A 19,461-nucleotide genomic window follows, 5' to 3' on the forward strand; every position below is an offset into this window, starting at 1 on the left:
AGCCTTCGAAGTATTCGTGGCAAAGATAAGATTCGAAGAGAAAAGGGAAATATTATGATTAAGAGTAGTATTAAAGATAGAATTAAAGTAGTTAAAGGCGATATAACAAAATTGGAAGTGGATGCAATAGTAAACGCCGCTAATAGCAGTTTACTTGGTGGTGGAGGAGTAGATGGTGCTATACATAAAGCAGGTGGAAAAGAGATATTGGATGAATGTATAAAAATTAGGAATAAACAGGGTGGTTGTAGTACAGGCGAGGCAGTCGTTACAACAGCAGGTAAGTTAAAAGCAAAATATGTTATACACACAGTCGGGCCTGTATGGAGTGGAGGACAAAAGAACGAAAAGGAACTTCTCGAAAAATGCTACTATAATAGTTTGAGATTAGCTGTTGAGAATAAAGTTGAAAGAATTTCTTTTCCGAACATTAGCACTGGTATATATAGATTTCCAAAAGATTTAGCAACTGAGATTGCTATTAACGAGGTGTCAAAGTTTTTACAAGATGATACAATTATAACTGAGGTTGTATTTGTTTGTTTTGATGATGAAAATTATAGAGGCTATTTGGAGTATATAGGCAAAAATTGAATTGCGTAGTTTGATGAAAGTTTTTTTGTTTTTTAAGGAGCACGGCGTATATCAACACATGCCCGTAAAAGTGCGGTTAGAAGGTTATGAAGAATTGCTTTGCGGGTCATCCCATGTAGAATGTCCGCACTACACTGTTTCGCCGACCGCACAGCGGCACTTACGGGTCTTTCTTTTGGGTCCGGTTCGGACGTCGTGCATGTACACGTTGGACTAAGCCGCACAGCGGCAGCTGGTGCCAATCAGATTTTCAAACAATTTCATCAAGAATATAGCCAATTTAATAGTGAAAAATAAAACCTTCTTTTGTGATAAAATTTCCAAAAACACACAAGGAGGCATTTTTATGTCAGTACTAAGAGAACAAATGATACGGGATATGGGCCTAAAAGGTTTATCTCAAAAAACTATTCAATCCTATGTCAGGTATATTGTGGATTATGCACGATATTACAAAATATCGCCTGACAAACTGGGTCCAAATGAAATTAAGGAATATCTATCTTATCTAATTAGCCAAAGAAAACTAAGCAATGAGTATGTCCGAGGATGTTATTGTGCCATGAGATTTCTATATGAAACAACACTCGCAAGGAATTGGGAAAGTTTTAAAATTCCACAACTCAAAAGAAAACGCAAAACACCTGAGATACCAACAGATCAAGAGATTCAAAAAATATTTGACAATGCACCTCAAGAAAAATATAGAACAATGTTCACATTAATGTTTGCGACCGGTATGAGGATTGGTGAGGCTATACGGCTTCAAATAAAGGATATCCAGCCTGAACATAGTCTTATTCAAATTTGGAATGGAAAAGGTCAAAAAGATAGAGTTACATTGCTATCTCCGTCTCTTTTGAAAGAACTTGAAGAACATGAAATAGCAATGTCTTACGGAAACAGACATTGCCCAAAGTGCCAGCTTGAAAAAGAAAAGATAGGCTCGATAAGCAAGTAGATAGAATGCTGCCTATTGACTATTTTCATGTTGTTTTTACACTCCCGGATTCTCTTAATGATTTGATTTTACATAATCAAAAAATATTGTATGGAGTGCTATAAAAATGCGTTAAAGAAACACTTATGGAACTTGGCAGAAATAAGCTTAAGGCGGATATTGGTGCAATTGCAATCCTTCATACCTGGGGCAAAATCTATCATATAATCCCCATGTTCATTATGTAGTAACAGACGGAGGAATTAATGTTGATTCTAAAAAATGGATTAGTAGCAAAAAAGGATATTTGTTGCCAGTTAAATATTAAATACTTCTATTTGGCATGCTATAAAATATTTTACGGCCATAAATTAGATGAATTTTTTTAGAAAATTATGAAATCAAAGTGTTTTTAATTGTTAGAATATTGAAAAGTATTCATATAATGATACAATTGTAGTTGTAAGCAGAAATTAATCAGATAAAGGAAAATACATCTTTAACTAATGCAAAAACAGCTAAGAAAAAGTCAAAACCCAAATTCTTAATGAGTGCGTGTGGCTTAGTCCAACGAAAGCCATTAGTTGAAATTGTTTTTGGCCTTTTAATTAGGTGCATGTAATTCTTTTTAGAAAGGGGGCTTTAAGATGGGTTTTGAAGAAATTGCAAGTGCAAATGAGAATAGGATTAAACATAATAATTACCCTGGAAGAGGGATAGTTATTGGAAAAACTCCTGACAGCAAAAGTTATGTTCAAATATATTGGATTATGGGAAGAAGTAGTAATAGTAGAAATAGAGTGTTTGTAATTGAAGGAGATTGTGTTAAAACAAAAGCATTTGACGAGAATAAAATGGAAGATCCAAGTCTGATTATATACTACCCAATAAAAAGTTATTTGAATTTTCATATAGTTGGGAATGGGGATCAAACTGATACTGTTTTTGACTATATAAGACGAGGAAAGGATTTTGAAAGTGCTTTGAATACTAGAGATTTTGAACCTGATTTCCCAAACTACACCCCAAGAATTTCAGGAATAGTAGATTTGAACGAAAGGAGATATGTCCTATCAATACTAAAGACAATTAATAATGCTCCTGAGCTAGCTCAAAAAAATTATTATAATTATAATAAAGGAATAGATGGATATGGACATTGTATTCATACATATAGGGAAGATGGACACCCAATTCCTTCCTTTGAGGGAGAACCATTTATAGTTAAACTGCATGATAAAATTGAACAAAATGCTAACTACTATTGGAATTTGTTAAATGAAGATAATCGAATTTCTTTGTTAATTAAATACATAGAAATAGAGAGTAGAAATGTAGTGTTTAAAATCATCAATAAAAACATCTAATTATAATAAAAAGGGGAGAATTAAAATGACAAAACAAGAACAAATAATAGAATGTGAAAAAAGACTTTTGACAGCATTCAAAAACAATGATATAGAGGTTGTTGAAGAACTTTTGCATGACAATTTGCTTTTCAATATTCCAAGTGGACAGACTGTAACTAAAGAAATGGATATTGCAAATATTCGTTCAGGTGTTATGGAAATCATTGAAATAAGTACGAGTGAACAACAAATTTGTGTAACTGATGATATTGCAACTGTTGCGGTTACAATGTATGTAAGAGCAAACCTTTCAAACAATTTAATGGAAGGTAAATTTCGATATTTAAGAGTCTGGAAATTTGATAACAACTCGTGGAAAGTAATCGCAGGTAGTCGTTTTCAAATATGAATAAGGACATATAAAAAAGCTATAGTGAAAATTTATACATTGTACTTAAAGATATGTAAATTATCTACTCAAGCTTTAATAAGGAATTCACGTCCATGGGAATTCTGAGGCTAGGGTCAGGATACGTCGGAGATCAAGTCCATTACTGCAAGGGCATTGATAGGTATTTCACGAAGAAAGACGTTGGAGCAGGAGCATGAAGCATGCCATGCCACATCGTCAAAGCAACCGAGTCGGTCAGTGCATTAGCCCGCCAAGTCTGGCTGGGCATGAGCACTGACTTGTAAGCTTTGACGACGTCAGTAATGGCAACGTTTGGTGAAATTGGTCGCTTGCTGAGCCATCCATGGCTCGGGTTTTTAGGGTTAGGCTTTGAAGAATAATATACCATAAAAACGCACAAGGAGGCGTTTTTATGTCAGCACTAAGAGAACAAATGATACGGGATATGAACCTAAAAGGTTTATCTCAAAATTCTTATGGCACATACTACCCCCGAATTTTGCCAAAATACAATATTTGGGTATTGTGGCAAATTCAGCAGTTAAGATGCGGAAACTTTGTATGGAAGTCTTTGCCGATTGGAATTATCGAAAAGATAAAGTGATAGAAACATGCAATAAAGAAGCGAAAAAATGTGTTAAATGCAATATAGGGAATATGATGCTGATATATTTAATGTATAAAAGCAGGGATAGGCCTTATACAAGAGTTTCATAAATTAGCGAAAATCTTGTGAAAAATATTGTTATCCAAAGATATATCAAGGGTGTTTAGCTGGTGTAATATTGAAAATTATTGATAAAATGATACAATTGTAGTTGTAAGTGGAAATTAATCAGATAAATGAAAATACATCTTTAATTAATATAGAAAACAGCAAAAAGTCAAAACCCAAATTTGTAATGCTTGGTTGCAGCTTAGAGCTCCAAGGTATTAGATGACATAGTCTGCAAAAGACCGCATGTCCCGTGTGGTTTAAAGGCAGGAAAAGCTTTGAAGTAGATACATATATGTAATTTATTGTTCTTTACTATGATAGTATGAATGAGTTATACATAATAGGAATAACAATAGGAGGGTTCAATGAACTTATTAAATATTAATATTCAGTATTTTATGATAGGTATAATAATTACCTACATTCCTTTTCACTTATTAGAGGAAGCACTGGGTGACTTTCCTACTTGGATGAAGGAACATAAGTGGATTCCAGAAAAAATAACATATGGGCATTGGATGGCAAATAACTTGTTTTTTTATTTACCATTATTATTAATAGGACTTATTAGTTTTCATTTTGGAGGAGACAGGCTGTTATTTTTAGGCGTAGGAATAATAGTTTGGGGACTTATTAATTGTTTTGACCATATAATATATACAATTAAAGACCGAAGAATATCACCTGGATTATTTACTGGATTAATATTTGGCGTGATATCAGTTTTAGCATTGTTTAAGATATACATGGATAGTATGCTAACAATAGGTATTTTAGCGTTATCAATTATAATAGGATTAATATACGCATTTTTACCAATTGTACTTAGTGTGATATTTCATAAAGAATTTAATAAAAAATTTGTTTGATTATAATGTTTAAGTAACAGAATATGTATATCTAAATTATAGTTAAATATAAGTAAATCAGTAATTGTATTGAACATCATTTCTAGGTTGTGTATAAATAAAGAAGGACTATGCAGAGGAATTTTGAGGAGCCGCCGTCCATGGAGGTTTCCGGGTCATAGGGCAACCTACAACATCTAACACAGCATTTCTGCTTAATAGATATCCTGAAGCCAGAATAATACTTATAGATATTTCTGAAAAAATGCTTGAAGTTGCAAGGCAAAGATTTAGTGGAAATGAAAATATAAAGTATGTAGTAGGTGATTATACGAAGCTTAATCTATCTGAAGAGTTTAATATGGTTGTTTCTGCACTTTCAATTCATCATTTAGAAGATTCAGATAAAAAAGAATTACTCAGAAAATGCTATTCAGTTTTAAAACCAAACGGTATTTTTATAAATGCAGATCAAGTAATCGGAGAAACGCCTTATATAGATAGCCTTAACAAAAAAAGATGGAAGGAAAGTATAGAGAAAAGTAGTTTGCTAGAGGAAGAGATACTATCAGCATATGAAAGAATGAAGCTAGACAAAGAAGCAACATTAAAGCAGCAATTAGAATGGCTTACTGAAATAGGATTAGAGGATGTTAGCTGTATCTATAAGTATTATACATTTGCGGTTATGTTTGGCAGAAAGGCATCCTAAAAAACGAAGAACTAAAAGAATAAAGTATGGGGAAACAAAAAATAAGATTAAATGCCGCCGCGTCCGTGCGTCCTGCATGGAGGGATTGAGAAGGGCTTTGAAGATTAAAGATTAAAGTAAAGGATGGGGTATGATGTCAGATTATGATAAGTTATTTATTAGTGCCATTGAGAATAGAGATATACAAACTTTAAAATTGATTCCTAAAGCAGACTTACATAACCATTTTTTCCTCGGTGGAAGAAGAGAATATATTAATAAGCGTTTAGGCATTACAATACCTCACCTAAGTAATAAATTGCATAGCATGGATGAAATGCACACATGGGTTGAAAAAAATATTGGTGATATTTTTGGTACTACTGATAAAAGAAGATTAGCGATTGAAGCTACTTTTGTTCAGGCAAATGATGATGGTGTCACCGTTTTGGAAATTGGTGATGATGTTTGGGCAAATGGACATTTTTATGGGGGTAACGTAAATCTGCTAATTGAAACATTTCAGGAAATGCAAGAAATGTTTGCTCCAAAAATAGAATTTCGATTTCAAATTGGTCTATCTAGGCATTGTCCGGTAAACATGCTTGAGGAATGGATTGTACCATTTCTCGATAAGGATTGTTTCTTTTCAATTGATTTGTATGGAGATGAAATGGCTCAGCCAATCAAAAATTTTAAACCAATTTACCGAAAAGCCAAAGAAAAAGGGCTTTTACTAAAAGCTCATGTAGGTGAATGGGGATGTGCAGATTCTGTTAAAGAAGCAGTTGAAGAGCTAGAGTTAAATGAAGTACAACATGGCATTTCTGCTTACAAGTCTCCAGCAATAATGAACTGGCTTGCAGATAATAAAATTCAGTTAAATATTTGTCCTACAAGTAATGTTATGTTAAATCGAGTGGAAAGTATAAAAGTTCATCCAATTAAAACTTTGTTTGATCATGGTATAAAAGTTACAGTTAATTCTGATGATATTTTAGTTTTTGGTCAAAGTGTTTCACAAGAATTTATTAATTTGTATGATGCAGGATTATTTAATGCTAAAGAATTAAATATTATACGGAAATATGGCTTAGGAATTCAATAGAAGGTTTATATGAGGGTCTATCATCCGTGATAGACTCTGAAGTTCGCGAGGCGTGGCAAATAATATATCAACACATGACCGTAAAGGTACGGTTAGAAGATCAAGAAGAATTGCTTCATGGGTCATCTCGTAGAAGAGCCATACCACACTGTTTCGCCGGCCGAACAGCGGCTCTCACGGGTATTTCTTTGGGGTCCGGCTCAAACGGTGTCGGGCATGTACACGATATATGGAATTCCATGCGTTACCTCGACATCATGTCTCGGATTTGTTTGGGTTATTCTCTGGAGATTTCTTATTATACTTGGTAAAGATATGAGGAGTGTGAATGATACTTGGGTGAGCAACTTAACAATCAAAAATTGATTCAGCAATATAACAGAATAAAGGATTTAATTTCTCAAACGGCCATCACTGAAACAGGACAAAAAATTTATGGTGCACATTATAGTTTTGATAAGTTTGGTTAAGAATAAGCATGAAGAAAAAATCCCAACTGAAATACTAATTCAATCAGGATTTTGTGTACGTCTAGGAAATTATGGTGCATGCTGCACCACAATTGTCAAATAAAAAGGCTAATATTCCAAAATACTTTCATCCGCTCGTACTAAAACAGAATTGCTTTCTTTGTTTAATCCTACAAAAGATACTTGTTTATTAAGGCTTGAGTATTTCTGTTTGATTTTTGATATTGCAGTAGCTGCTGAATGATCCCATATATGAGAATTCTTAAAATCAATTATTACTTCGTTTGGATCTTCTGAATAATTAAAGCTCTCAATAAACTTAGAAGTTGATGCAAAGAAAATTTGTCCGTGTACCCTATATATTTTATATTTATTCCCATCATAATTAACAGTATGTACTTTCGTCCTAACTTCAGTTATCTTCCATGCAAACATTATTGCACTAATGGCTATACCAGCTAAAACTCCTGTTGCCAAATTATGAGTCATAACAACTACAACCATAGTTGTAATCATTCCAATAGCACAGCTTACAGGCATTTTCCTTATTTCTGTTATTGATTTCCATTCGAAGGTACTTATAGATACCATTATCATAACTCCGACTAAAGCAGCCATTGGTATTACTTTTACAACATCGCCCAAACATATTATGAGGAACAACAAAAATACTCCTGCAACAAATGTTGATAACCTGGCTCTTCCACCGGATTTAACATTTATAACAGACTGTCCTATCATAGCACATCCTGCCATACCCCCGAAGAAACCAGCTACAACATTTGAAATGCCCTGTCCTTCAACTTCCTTGCTGTTATTGCTTTTTGAATCAGTCATTTCATCCAGAATAGTTGCTGTCAACAAGGACTCCAAGATTCCCACAAGAGACAATGTAACTGCATATGGAAAAATGATTGTTATAGTTTCCAAAGAAAAAGGTATATTGGGAATATGGAAAACTGGTAAAGCACGAGTGATATTTCCCATATCTCCTACAGTTCTGATATCAAACCTCAAATATACTGTAATAATTGTAACCATAATAATTGCCACCAGTGGAGATGGCACTTTCTTCGTAATTTTAGGGAACAAATACACTATACCAAGTGTTACGGCAACAAGTGCATACATTATCCATGATTCACCCTTGAAATGAGGAATTTGAGCCATAAAAATAAGTATTGCCAAAGCATTTACAAATCCTAAAACAACCGGGTGAGGAACAAAATCAATAAGTTTGCCGAATTTTAACTTACCTAAAATAAATTGAATAATACCTGTAAGTATAGTCGCAGCAAACATATACTCTACTCCGTGATTTTTCACAAGGGTAACCATTACCAAAGCCATGGCTCCTGTAGCTGCTGATATCATTGCCGGTCTTCCTCCAAATATGGAAATAGTTACGGCTATACAAAAAGATGCATACAGTCCAACCATTGGATCTACTCCGCAAATGATTGCAAAAGATATTGCCTCAGGAATAAGTGCCAATGCAACTGTAATTCCTGACAGAATATCCCCTCTTACATTACCAAACCAAGATTTCTTGATACTTTTAAGCCTCAAAACAAAAACTCCTTCTTAATAATTCTATGAGTGTTTTACGCACAAGGATGAATTATAAACTACTTTACATATTAATGCAAGTATAAGATTATAATTAAATATATTTGGTTTGACTATATTATTATATTTAGAGTAATATTATAGTTAATTATAAAAGATTATATTTAAAACTAATAAATATTAATATTTATAGATAAACGAAAGGAATCTGATACAATGTCATTGAAAGAACATCCTGATTATATTGAGGAGATAGAAAGACTTGAGTATACAATGAAATATATAATTGAAGGAACTTGATTTAAAATTACTATATGTAGCAATGACGAGAGCTTTACATAGCCTTGATATATATGCTTAGATAAAACTATGGGGTTACTTGAGCAAATATCAAAAGACTTTTGTTCAAAAAACGATTAGTTCAAAATAAAGGAGAAGAAAGCAATGGAAAATAATCATGACAAGGAAATAATGACTGTAAGTCAGGTGGCTGAATATCTTCAACTTAGTGAAATGACTACATATAAGCTTGTACAGGAAGGCAAAATTCCAGCTTTTAAAATAGGTCGTCACTGGAGAGTGCTAAAAAGCGATTTGGCTTCCCTTATTGAAAGGTTGAAAAAAGGCGAAAGAATATAAGAGTATAAGATTAAGATAAGGAGAATTAAATGAAAAGAACACGAAAAAAGTTAAAAATTATTCCCCTAGGAGGTTTAGGAGAGATTGGCAAGAACATTACGGTATTTGAATATGGTGATGATATTATAGTTGTTGACTGTGGTATAGCATTCCCAGACGATGACATGTTTGGTATAGATCTTGTATTGCCCGACACTACATACTTAATAAAAAATAAGGATCGAGTTAAAGGCATTATATTGACTCATGGTCATGAGGATCATATTGGAGCATTACCTTATGTATTGAAAAATATTAATGTTCCTGTTTATGGAACTAGGCTGACACTTGGGTTATTGGAGTATAAGCTTGAAGAGCATAGGATTCTTTCAGACTGTGACATTCAAACAGTATCTCAAGGCCAGACAATTGAAGTTGGCATTTTCAAGGTGGAGTTTATCCGAACAAACCATAGTATAGCAGATTCTGTAGCCTTAGCAATACATACGCCTGTGGGGGTAGTTGTCCACACATCGGATTTCAAGGTTGATTATACACCTATTTCGGGTGAACCTATTGATTTGCAACGTTTTGCAGAACTGGGAAAAAAGGGTGTTTTGCTTCTTATGTGCGATAGCACAAATGTTGAACGACCCGGTTATACTATGTCCGAAAAAACTGTTGGAAAAGCCTTTGAAGAAATCTTTATGAATGCAAGGAATAGAATTATCCTTGCAACTTTTGCTTCTAATATTCACAGGATTCAACAGGTTTTTGATGCAGCTGTAAAGTATAACCGCAAAGTAGCAATCAGTGGCAGAAGTATGGTTAATGTTTGCAAAAAAGCAATTGAATTAGGGTATCTTAATATACCTGAAGGAACGCTTGTAGAAATTGAACGCATCAACAGTTACAACCCAAAGAATCTTGTTATTATTACCACAGGAAGTCAGGGTGAAACAATGTCTGGACTATCAAGAATTGCCTCAGGTGATCATAGACAAGTTGAAATAAATAACGGAGATTTAGTAGTAATTTCAGCAACTCCTATACCTGGAAATGAAAAATCTGTATCAGGTGTGATAAACGAGCTTTTTAAAAAAGGTGCAGAGGTAATATATGAATCACTGGCGGATATACATGTTTCAGGTCATGCGTGTCAGGAAGAGCTTAAACTGATTCATAAGCTTGTAAACGCAAAATACTTTCTTCCCGTACACGGTGAATACAGACACCTTATAAAGCATGCAAACCTTGCTCAAAATCTTGGAATGAATCCAGAAAGAACGATAGTTATGAAAATTGGGCAGGTACTTGAAATAAATTCTGATGAAGCACGAATAAATGGTAATGTTCAATCGGGTAAAGTTCTTGTAGATGGTCTTGGAGTCGGAGATGTAGGTACTGTTGTGCTAAGAGACAGAAAGCATTTATCTGAAGATGGACTTATTATTGTAGTTCTTACGGTACAAAAAGAAACAGGTGCCGTTATAACTGGACCTGATGTCATTTCCAGAGGATTTGTATATGTAAGAGAAGCAGAAGGGTTTATGAATGACTTAAAACAAGTATGCCAAGAAGCGGTTTCAAAATGTGAAGGTAGAAACTGGAGTTTGAAAAAAAGCACTATTAAAGACACCTTAAAGAATTATGTATATCAAAAAACTAAAAGAAGACCAATGATTTTACCAATTATTATGGATATTTAATTGTTCTTAAGACAAACTAGGTCCAAATGAAATTAAGGAATATCTATCTTATCTAATTAGCCAAAGAAAACTAAGCAATGAATATTTTCGAGGATGTTATTGTGCCATGAGATTTGTAAATGAAACAACATATTTTACGGCCATAAATTGGATGAATTTTTTAGAAAATTATGAAATCAAAGTGTTTTTAATTGTTAGAATATTGAAAATTATTCATATAATGATACAATTGTAGTTGTAAGCGGAAATTAATCAGATAGAATGGAGAGCATGTTTTGGGGTTCAGCATTGCCCAATATCTCAATGGCTCCAAGGCATTCTTTGAAATGGGGGGCAAGAGTAGGTGCATCCGTATGCCGATTTATCAATTATGTCTTTGGAGGTTTTGTTTCCAAGGTAGGGGTGAAGAATTATTGTTTGAGAATAGAAGTACAATTAAGATATTGAATGCATTATTAGAGGCTTTATTTGTATTTTTTGGGGAGGCAAAGATGGTACGTAAATTATTAAGTATTTTTATTGCATTATGCATATTGGCTTCAGGTGTTCCCAATATGTCGGGAAATCAGGTAAAAGCTCATGAAAATTCAATTCAAAACCAGGGGGCTCCGGAGCTGGATTTTGCGAAAACTGTATATGCTCCGGTAGACGGCAGCTTATGGGCAGTAAAGACTTTTCAAACACCCCAGAATACCTATATACAGGTCATCCAGACAACCCAATTAACTGGAACTTCTCCAAACAAGTCCCATGTTCCAGGTCCAAATTATATATATGAGTTTGGTTCAAAAGGAGAAGTAAAAAGATCCATCAAATTTGAAAATTTCTACAGTAAGGGTTTAAGTGCTACTGCTGCAACGATGACAAAGGACGGCGGGATCCTTATAGTTGGTAGTTATCTTGGTGGTAATGCAAACCAAAGAGAAATAAAGCTGTTAAAATTTGATAAAGATTTCAAGCTGCTTTGGGAAAAGGATCAAATGTTTGAACAGGACTTCGGTTATGGTTTTAATTGTATTTATTTTACGGATATTGTTGAAACCGGTAATGGTAAATTTATTGCAACAGGCTTGGAATGGGCAATGTACAAGGCAAAAAGAACCAAAGTATCTGCACACCGCAGCAGTACTACCGGTATACTTGACCATGGGACTTATCAAGACGAACAGGTGTATGCGGTAAATCTGGCTATAAAGCTGGTTTTTGACGGTGATGGTACAAAGCTTTCGGAAGAATGGGTTGATGACATAACTACACGTTTAGCTGAAAACGAAGATGTATACCAAAATATTACAAACCTTGCGGTTGACACCGACGGAAATGTGTTAGCGGTTGTTTCCACTGTTGAAAGAACTTTAATAAGATATGAAGTTGACACAAGTGATATAAAAGTAAGCCCTGAAATAAATGGAATTTACGATTTCGAGACTACGTTTACAGTTGTAAAAATGGACCATGATGGACAAATAATCGATTGGAGTTACATTTCACCGTCTAACCTCGGTATGGTTACAGGTACCCAAATTATAAAAGAAGTGAATAAGGATATAGAAAAACCCAGCCGGGACTTTACAAGGTATGATCATAGAATAAACGCCGGTGATATTAAAGGCATTAGTGCCATAGAGGGAGGAAAGCTTCTTTTATACGGCTCTACATGTACCGATCGTAAAGTAGATGGAATAAGCTGTTATGTGGATATTGAAGCTTTTACCACAGTTCTTGATTCAAACCTGATGCCAGCGAAAGTAATGACTTACAAAAACATGCTTTCGCGTACACGGATAACATCAGGTCCTGCCAGATCACTTGGGATTTGCATCTATTCAGCTATACAGACGCCTGATGAAGGTTTTATGCTGTCAGGTCAGATAAAAATAGCTGGGGAACAGGATATAGTGGCAGAGGACTACTTGTGGATCGCAAGGGTCAACAAGTCAGGAACTGTGTTGTGGGAGAATACAGTCAAAAACAAAAACGACAGGCATTATGCCATAGACCTTTTCAAAAAAAGCCAAATATTCAGAGGAGATGCCGGAGAATATGTCATATTCAATGAAAGGTTGATTGAGGGTAATATTAATATAATGTCTGAGATCATGGTGAAGACCAAAGCTGAACAGGATATGAAAATAAGTGCTTCAGCACCATATGATATGCAGAAGAAACTATTATATATTCAGGCAGAAGCTGAATGTCCGTATCATGGGATGCTTACTCCTCTAAATACCGATATGGCAAAATACCAGCTGCTTGATAAGAATGGCAACAGCCTGAGCAATGAAAAGGATCTTACATATAATAATGAGAGAAAAAGGTGGGAAGCTGCCGACATAAAAATTGAAGCAGGTGAGGCTGTGCCTTACCAGGTAAAAGTAAAGTTCGCCGACAAGGAAGACGACACCGGTGTTTTTTTCGCACAGACTTGTGTATTTGATCTATTTGCCTCAAGCCCTGCTACCCTTGGTGAAATGGATGTTTATTTCTTTTCACCTGCCCGGGATATAAACGGAAAAGCTATCGGATCCATAAATCCGCTTATTGACATCCGTTATGGAGATAAGATTATAAAAATGACTGATAAAAAGGATGATGGCGATATAAATGACGACGATGGCACACCTGGAGCTTTCGTAAGGCTAAAGGGAGATAAAAATGAAAAAATAGAACTTATAGCATGCGGTAAGGTTATTGCTTCTGTTGATGTGGCTTCAAGAAACAATGCTGATCTTGTAGTCCTGACAAACTTTGCAAATATGTACGAGGGTTTCATAGATAATGGATTAATGAAAGACGCCGATGAAGACAGCAGTTTTATATTCGATTTTTATGATGCACTATTAAGGATATCTTCTTACGCAAATTCAAATAATGGTGTGGTGGTTGATAATGGACGTGAAATTAAACAAAGGTTTGGGATGAAACCTCACTATAAAGACGGCTACAATAGCCGTGAGAGTATCATGTCGGGTACCGATGCAGTACTGGAATTTCTCAGTATGATAAACCCGTATAAGAATGTAGCAATAATCGGTGACGATTATGTAATTCCCTTCTACAGGAGAAGTGACCCCATAAAAACTGTTTTTCCGGGTTTAATGGATGAAAGTACGTACGATAACGATGTTACTGCCGCTTATGGAAGTACCGGTGATAATATTACTGTTGAAGATACTGCTTCCAATTATATAATGTCGGATATACCCTATGCCATATATGGTACCGAGCCGGTAGCCGTAGCGTCAAATCCTGCACCTGATGCAGGCATAGGAAGGATATTTTCCGATTCGCCGTTAAAACTTATAAAGACCATTGATTTTTACAGTAATCCCATAAATGCAGATCCAAAGGGCATAAGTGGTTCTCAGCTCTATTTAAAAAAGGACTCCATAGATTGGCCGGATTGTTTTGAACGTACATTCAAGCCGGTTTGGATAGGGCATTTTATCCAGGGAAATACCAATGAGCCAACTTTGTATGAACAGGGAAAGTACTATGCTTTTTCACAGGATGCTGCACCTTGGAATGCAGAGAAAGTTTCAGAGGCTTTGACAAAGAGCGGGTTAACAGTACTTTCAAGCCATGCATCTCATTTCAGTGAGAATACAGGCACTGCTGGTGGAACAATAAATATATCAGATTATAAAAAGCTGCCTGATTTACCGGGACATGTTTTACTTAATGAAGGATGTCATTCGGGCTATACACTGTCAAAAACCGGAGATGAAACAGGAAGGATCATATATGAGGATGCTTTTGCAAAAACATTGATGGAAAAAGGAGTCACATATGTAGCCCCTTCAACTTACGGATGGAGGCATACCGACGTAATAGCCCTTCATGAAAAGCTTATTCAAAGCGTTCTTGGCAACGTTTTAAGAAATGATATTACCAATATGGGTCAGGCCACTGTTGAATCCTATAAGAATTACTGGGCATCGGTACCTCCGGAAAAAATCGGGGTTTTGTCCGAATATACGACATCGGCGTATGGAACTGTATTTTACGGATTACCTACACAACAGATAATCCACGATTCAGCTGTTAAAAATTTACGTTTTGCTAAACCGGATTCTGTGCTTTCTGAAGAACCAGTTCTGGCTGCACCTGTTCCTTCTGCACCTCAGGCTGAAACACTAAAGGTGGATTTCCAGTTTCCATACTTTAAAGTTGAGAAAACTGCTGACGGCTCTCATATATTAAAGATTCCTAACAGCAGCGGTATGATGGGATTAACAGGTATGCCGGTGTTGCCTTTAGCTGCAAAAACCATATCCCTGCCCAAAGGCACAGTCATAAACAGTGTAAAATTAACTGATTCAAAAACTCATGTTTGTCCTGAAAAGTTGAATTTACAAAGAAATCAGCTTATAAACGGTACAAAAGGGATAATTTATGAATACAAAGATATTCCAGAGGTTTATCCCAATAAAAATTACTGGTGGCAAAGCTTTGATGACGCCAGTGGATTGAAGCTGATCATCAATACAGTGCCTGCAAGCTATAGTGGAATGGAATCCGACATAACAATTTATGACAGTATGAGTTTTGAGGTAGAGTATACCCTGCCAAATGAGCCGGTAGTAAAAATAATCGCTACACAGATTAATGGCAGCAGCCCAGTTTTAGAGGGAAGCGGAAAGGTAAATACGAGCCTGGAAGTTGAGGCGTTAAAAGGCGGGACATATGATATACGCTGGTATATGAGCGATCAAGGTGGATTGTGCATCAAGTCGGGCAGTTCTTCTATTGTTCTGGCACCCGGCAAACAAACTGTGTTCTTTAGTGCAGACACAGTTTCGGGAAGCAGAGGACAGCGTGTATTGAGGATAGATATAGTAGATTTGGGGATTGGTGAGGTTATTGCCTCAAATACTGTTGATTATACCATTTTAGGACAGGATTTTACATTAAAGCCTGTAAGCAAAGTTTTCTACACACCGGAAAATTACTTCAGGTTTGATATTGAAGCGTATGATGAAAAGGAAGAGTTTATTTCAGGGCTTGTTTTGGGTAAGGAATTGACTGTTAAAATTGACGGTAAGGATGTATCTGGTGCAGTTTTAACAGAGGACAGCGAAAAAACAAAGTACAGCCTTAAAATACCAGGTTCAGCATATTTGACAGGTTCTCACAGTATCGAGGTTAACTATAAAGGTGATGCAGAAAGAACTGGTGTTGCAAATGCAAATTTTGAGGTCATGAAAGCTGATTTATTCAGCAATGTCAAGAAAACAGCCGGAAGTACTGCACTTAGGAATGACGGGACTGTCTGGACATGGGGAAATGGACGCTATGGTCAGCTCGGAAACGAAAAGAAGGGGATAATATTTTCAGCAGTTCTCCTTCAAAGGTAGAAGGCTTAAGTGATATTGTGGATATTTCTGAAGGAAATGGGTTTGTACTTGCACTTTCAAGGAACGGTAAAGTTTGGGGATGGGGAAAGAACTCAGATTATCAACTTGCTGACCAATCGTGCCGGAATATGAGTAAACCGATTATGATTTCTGGCTTGTCGGATATTATCGCCATTGATGCTGGAGGATCTCAATCTGTTGCAGTGGATAAGGACGGAAAAGTATATCACTGGGGTGTGTATGAAGGTCCATGGTTATATGTAAAAATGCCACAGCATGTTTCCTCCATATCAGAAGTGGTGCAGGCAGCAGCAGGCTTTAACTTCAACCTTGTACTTAAGGATGACGGTTCGGTATGGGGATGGGGTTGTTCAGGGGCAGGCGGTCTAGGCAACAAGGCGGCTGCCAGGGAATTTATGATATATGCTGACAGTCCTGTAAAAGCTGAATTAGATGTAAAAATCAAAAGTTTATCGGCAAACCAGAATTATGTATTTGCTGTTGATGAAAACGGGGAAGTATGGATGTGGGGGACAGATGAAAGAAATAATAAAGTACCTGTACCAACAAAAATCAATGGTTTGACTGCAATAACTCAAGTTTCTTCCGGCGGAGGTTATGGAGCGGCCGTTGATGATAAAGGAGAAATATGGGTTTGGGGCGATAATAATTATGGACAGTTTGGTAATGGCAAGACAGGGTATGAAAATATGCCTGTGAAGAATGGTATTGCTAATACAGCAAGTGTTTCGTGTTCGGGTGATTTAATGCTTGCGGTTAACAAGTCCGGAAGTGTTCAGGCAATGGGCAATAATGAGTACGGACAATTGGGTAATCTGACGACTTTGAAAAGTACTGAGCCGGTTTATGTATTGGTAGAGGAAATTCTTCAGCCGTCAACTACACCTACACAGACACCAGTACCGGTGGAAACATCAACACCGGAAGCTACGGCTGTTGTGACACCGACAGCAACTGAAAAAACAGTTGAGACACCGACGCCAACACAAGAACCTGTACCAACCGAGACGGCTACACCGACACCAAAAGGTCCGGTTATTATACCTGATTCGGGAACAACACAATTACCGGTGATTACAACAACACCAACCGTGACGTCAACAGTTACACCGACAGCAACGCGTACGGCAACGCCAACACCAACACCAACACCAACACCAACACCAACACCAACACCAACACCAACACCAACACCAACAGCTGTGGTGGAACCTACAGTTAAAGTACCTGCATTTATTGAGTTTAAGGACATAAAAGGCCATTGGGCAGAAAACTATGTGCTGAACCTTGTTGAAAAAGGTATCATCACCGGATACAAGGACGGTACAGTAAGACCAAATGCATTTATAACAAGGGGTGAAATGGCAAAGATTTTGGTTCTTGCTCGAGGGTATAAAATCATTGGTAATTCCGAATCAAGTTTTTCAGATAACGATAAAATACCAGAATGGGCTAGAGGGTACATAGTCACAGCATACGAGAATGGAATAATCAAGGGTTATCAGGACGGCAGCTTCAGGGCTACCAGTCTTGTAACAAGAGCGGAAATGGTGGTTATGGTCATGAGGGCTTTTGGATACAGCGAGACGGATGATGTCATAGTTGAATTTAAAGATGCCCGCAAAATACCCTCATGGGCGGTAGGTTATGTTAATAAGGCATATGAAGTCGGTATAATAAAAGGGTATATTGATAACGAAATCAAACCCAATGAAAGTATTACAAGAGGAGAGGCATTTACAATTCTGTCCAGATGCTACATCGCCCGACGCCACTGAGCCGGACCCTCAGAGACATTCTACTTTGGTGCACTAGCCGGTGAATTAGTGTGGTGCGGCTATCATTGTAGTTTTCATAAAAAGTTTTTTTATTGTATTATTGTTGAGAAAACTAAAATATTTTTGAATGTTATTACTTTTAGAAATTAAAGGAGATTTTTTATGGGTTACTATGTGCGGGCATTTTGTACTTCAGATCGAGTTCCAACTATTAAGGAAATATTTGATTGGGCAGCATCTCAAGGTTATAAATTAGGGGTTTCAGATAATTTTAAGGATATTGATATGAAATCTAATAATTGGGAGCGAGTTGATATTTTATATAAAGCAGGCAAGTTACCAATCTTATCCGAAATAAATCGAGATGAAGGTACTGATAATTGTTTAATGAGAGAAGAAATTGAGGAATTTAAGGAGCGTTTATCAGAGGTCAGGGGTTTATTAAACATAAAAAAGAAAAAAGTTGAAACTCACCTTGCAAACACCAGGTATATAGTAGCAAATGAATTACCAATAAGCAATATAGATGATGATGGCTATAATGCAAATTATATCTTCTTGAAATATTTTGTTGTTCATTGTGGTGGTATGATTCAAGCAAATGGTGAAGGTTTTTATGAAGGTGATAAATTGATAATAAAAATTGATTAGATCAAATTAGGCAGGATTATAAGGGTGCAACATCATTGTTACACTCTGAGTAACGGTACACCATGCAAGTCCGATTCATCGACGCCGGAAATGGCAAGGGTTGTGTGAAATACCACGCTATGCCACCCATCCAGGGTGGATTAATAAGGTGTTTCGATGGAGTGAAGTCTATAACTGATATAAAAGAAGGGTTAAAAATATGAATGAAAATGAGTTTAAAGTTTCTAAATATAAAACATGGTTATGAGCTTGGGCGAACGATAGTTTTCCAGTTGAAATAAGAAAAGAATCAGAATGCTTAAAAGATATTTTCAAAAAGACAGGATTTGATATTTTTATAGAACCATCAATAGAAGGTGATATGGATATAGCTATTGGCTTCACAGCATTAAGTGTAAATCAATTAAATGCTTTAGGAAGTTATAAAGTACCCGAAAAGGATATGGCTTTGTTTTTGGCACTAATACGGGAAAAGAAACAATTTGTTTAAAGATATCTATTTGGCACAATATAATTAAAGGCCGCCACATCCCTGTGTACGCCTTGTTGGGCTATAACCCCTGTGTAACAAACAGGAATAAAGCCTTCGGGCTATTTAATATAGAAATTGCACCAAACTGTTTCGTTG

16 protein-coding genes and 1 pseudogene are annotated in these 19,461 nt (G+C 36.1%); 16 read left to right on the forward strand and 1 reads right to left on the reverse strand.

Features of this window, described 5'->3' with window-relative positions; all coding sequences use genetic code 11:
• Positions 1–57: 57 nt before the first annotated feature.
• The 10 genes from Bccel_RS03665 (at position 58) to Bccel_RS31980 (ending at position 7,130) form a co-directional block, all read left to right on the forward strand.
• Positions 58–594, forward strand: coding sequence for an O-acetyl-ADP-ribose deacetylase (locus tag Bccel_RS03665; RefSeq protein WP_409372126.1), 537 nt, complete (start codon positions 58–60; stop codon positions 592–594).
• Between the two features lie 346 nt (positions 595–940).
• On the forward strand, positions 941–1,555 hold the full coding sequence (locus Bccel_RS03670; RefSeq protein ID WP_050753066.1) for a tyrosine-type recombinase/integrase: 615 nt from the start codon (positions 941–943) through the stop codon (positions 1,553–1,555).
• Positions 1,556–1,739: 184 nt separating this feature from the next.
• Positions 1,740–1,862, forward strand: coding sequence for a transposase (locus Bccel_RS32465; protein WP_082225188.1), 123 nt, complete (start codon positions 1,740–1,742; stop codon positions 1,860–1,862).
• Between the two features lie 319 nt (positions 1,863–2,181).
• Positions 2,182–2,901: an IMP cyclohydrolase gene (locus Bccel_RS03675; protein WP_036941144.1), complete on the forward strand. Its 720-nt coding sequence runs from the start codon at positions 2,182–2,184 to the stop codon at positions 2,899–2,901.
• 25 nt (positions 2,902–2,926) lie between these two features.
• Positions 2,927–3,292 (forward strand): nuclear transport factor 2 family protein, encoded by a 366-nt coding sequence (locus Bccel_RS03680; protein WP_036941141.1) that lies wholly within the window; start codon positions 2,927–2,929, stop codon positions 3,290–3,292.
• Between the two features lie 465 nt (positions 3,293–3,757).
• Positions 3,758–4,012: a hypothetical protein gene (locus Bccel_RS32470; protein ID WP_409372125.1), complete on the forward strand. Its 255-nt coding sequence runs from the start codon at positions 3,758–3,760 to the stop codon at positions 4,010–4,012.
• Between the two features lie 366 nt (positions 4,013–4,378).
• A complete protein-coding gene (locus Bccel_RS03690) occupies positions 4,379–4,882 on the forward strand; it encodes an HXXEE domain-containing protein (RefSeq protein ID WP_036941135.1) in 504 nt (167 codons plus the stop codon).
• A gap of 157 nt (positions 4,883–5,039) precedes the next feature.
• Positions 5,040–5,573 carry a class I SAM-dependent methyltransferase gene (locus Bccel_RS03695; RefSeq protein ID WP_081926892.1) on the forward strand — a complete coding sequence of 178 codons (534 nt, stop codon included), beginning with the start codon at positions 5,040–5,042 and terminating at the stop codon, positions 5,571–5,573.
• A 133-nt stretch (positions 5,574–5,706) separates the two neighbouring features.
• Positions 5,707–6,660: an amidohydrolase family protein gene (locus Bccel_RS03700; RefSeq protein WP_036941130.1), complete on the forward strand. Its 954-nt coding sequence runs from the start codon at positions 5,707–5,709 to the stop codon at positions 6,658–6,660.
• Between the two features lie 335 nt (positions 6,661–6,995).
• Entirely contained in the window at positions 6,996–7,130 is a 135-nt protein-coding gene (locus tag Bccel_RS31980; protein ID WP_276326146.1) for a hypothetical protein, read from the forward strand.
• Positions 7,131–7,238: 108 nt separating this feature from the next.
• Here the strand turns inward: Bccel_RS31980 and Bccel_RS03705 are convergent, their stop codons facing one another.
• Positions 7,239–8,699, reverse strand: coding sequence for a SulP family inorganic anion transporter (locus tag Bccel_RS03705; protein ID WP_036941128.1), 1,461 nt, complete (start codon positions 8,697–8,699; stop codon positions 7,239–7,241).
• A 444-nt stretch (positions 8,700–9,143) separates the two neighbouring features.
• On the opposite strand from Bccel_RS03705, the gene Bccel_RS03710 reads away from it, so the two are divergent.
• The 6 genes and pseudogenes from Bccel_RS03710 to Bccel_RS32290 form a co-directional block, all read left to right on the forward strand.
• Positions 9,144–9,338 (forward strand): helix-turn-helix domain-containing protein, encoded by a 195-nt coding sequence (locus Bccel_RS03710; RefSeq protein ID WP_036941125.1) that lies wholly within the window; start codon positions 9,144–9,146, stop codon positions 9,336–9,338.
• 29 nt (positions 9,339–9,367) lie between these two features.
• A complete protein-coding gene (locus Bccel_RS03715; protein ID WP_036941123.1) occupies positions 9,368–11,026 on the forward strand; it encodes a ribonuclease J in 1,659 nt (552 codons plus the stop codon).
• 491 nt (positions 11,027–11,517) lie between these two features.
• On the forward strand, positions 11,518–16,383 hold the full coding sequence (locus Bccel_RS03720) for an RCC1 domain-containing protein (protein ID WP_152965912.1): 4,866 nt from the start codon (positions 11,518–11,520) through the stop codon (positions 16,381–16,383).
• The gene (locus tag Bccel_RS30060; RefSeq protein WP_160317684.1) at positions 16,305–18,182 is read left to right on the forward strand and encodes an S-layer homology domain-containing protein; all 1,878 of its coding nucleotides are present in this window, start codon (positions 16,305–16,307) and stop codon (positions 18,180–18,182) included. The genes Bccel_RS03720 and Bccel_RS30060 overlap by 79 nt, the downstream gene beginning before the upstream one ends.
• A 162-nt stretch (positions 18,183–18,344) precedes the next feature.
• On the forward strand, positions 18,345–18,833 hold the full coding sequence (locus Bccel_RS03730) for a hypothetical protein (RefSeq protein ID WP_036941117.1): 489 nt from the start codon (positions 18,345–18,347) through the stop codon (positions 18,831–18,833).
• A gap of 259 nt (positions 18,834–19,092) precedes the next feature.
• A pseudogene (locus Bccel_RS32290) lies at positions 19,093–19,323 on the forward strand (DUF6882 domain-containing protein); the annotation flags it as partial.
• Positions 19,324–19,461 lie beyond the last annotated feature (138 nt).

This window comes from Pseudobacteroides cellulosolvens ATCC 35603 = DSM 2933, from assembly GCF_001262605.1.
Lineage (GTDB): Bacteria > Bacillota > Clostridia > Acetivibrionales > DSM-2933 > Pseudobacteroides > Pseudobacteroides cellulosolvens.

What these genes read in the sequence shown, in the direction of transcription:
- Bccel_RS03710 (WP_036941125.1), top strand. Translation starts at nt 9,144, where the DNA reads ATGGAAAATAATCATGACAAGGAAATAATGACTGTAAGTCAGGTGGCT.
- Bccel_RS03690 (WP_036941135.1), top strand. Translation starts at nt 4,379, where the DNA reads ATGAACTTATTAAATATTAATATTCAGTATTTTATGATAGGTATAATA.
- Bccel_RS03730 (WP_036941117.1), top strand. Translation starts at nt 18,345, where the DNA reads ATGGGTTACTATGTGCGGGCATTTTGTACTTCAGATCGAGTTCCAACT.
- Bccel_RS30060 (WP_160317684.1), top strand. Translation starts at nt 16,305, where the DNA reads ATGGGGAAATGGACGCTATGGTCAGCTCGGAAACGAAAAGAAGGGGAT.
- Bccel_RS03715 (WP_036941123.1), top strand. Translation starts at nt 9,368, where the DNA reads ATGAAAAGAACACGAAAAAAGTTAAAAATTATTCCCCTAGGAGGTTTA.
- Bccel_RS03670 (WP_050753066.1), top strand. Translation starts at nt 941, where the DNA reads ATGTCAGTACTAAGAGAACAAATGATACGGGATATGGGCCTAAAAGGT.
- Bccel_RS03700 (WP_036941130.1), top strand. Translation starts at nt 5,707, where the DNA reads ATGTCAGATTATGATAAGTTATTTATTAGTGCCATTGAGAATAGAGAT.
- Bccel_RS03675 (WP_036941144.1), top strand. Translation starts at nt 2,182, where the DNA reads ATGGGTTTTGAAGAAATTGCAAGTGCAAATGAGAATAGGATTAAACAT.
- Bccel_RS03720 (WP_152965912.1), top strand. Translation starts at nt 11,518, where the DNA reads ATGGTACGTAAATTATTAAGTATTTTTATTGCATTATGCATATTGGCT.
- Bccel_RS03680 (WP_036941141.1), top strand. Translation starts at nt 2,927, where the DNA reads ATGACAAAACAAGAACAAATAATAGAATGTGAAAAAAGACTTTTGACA.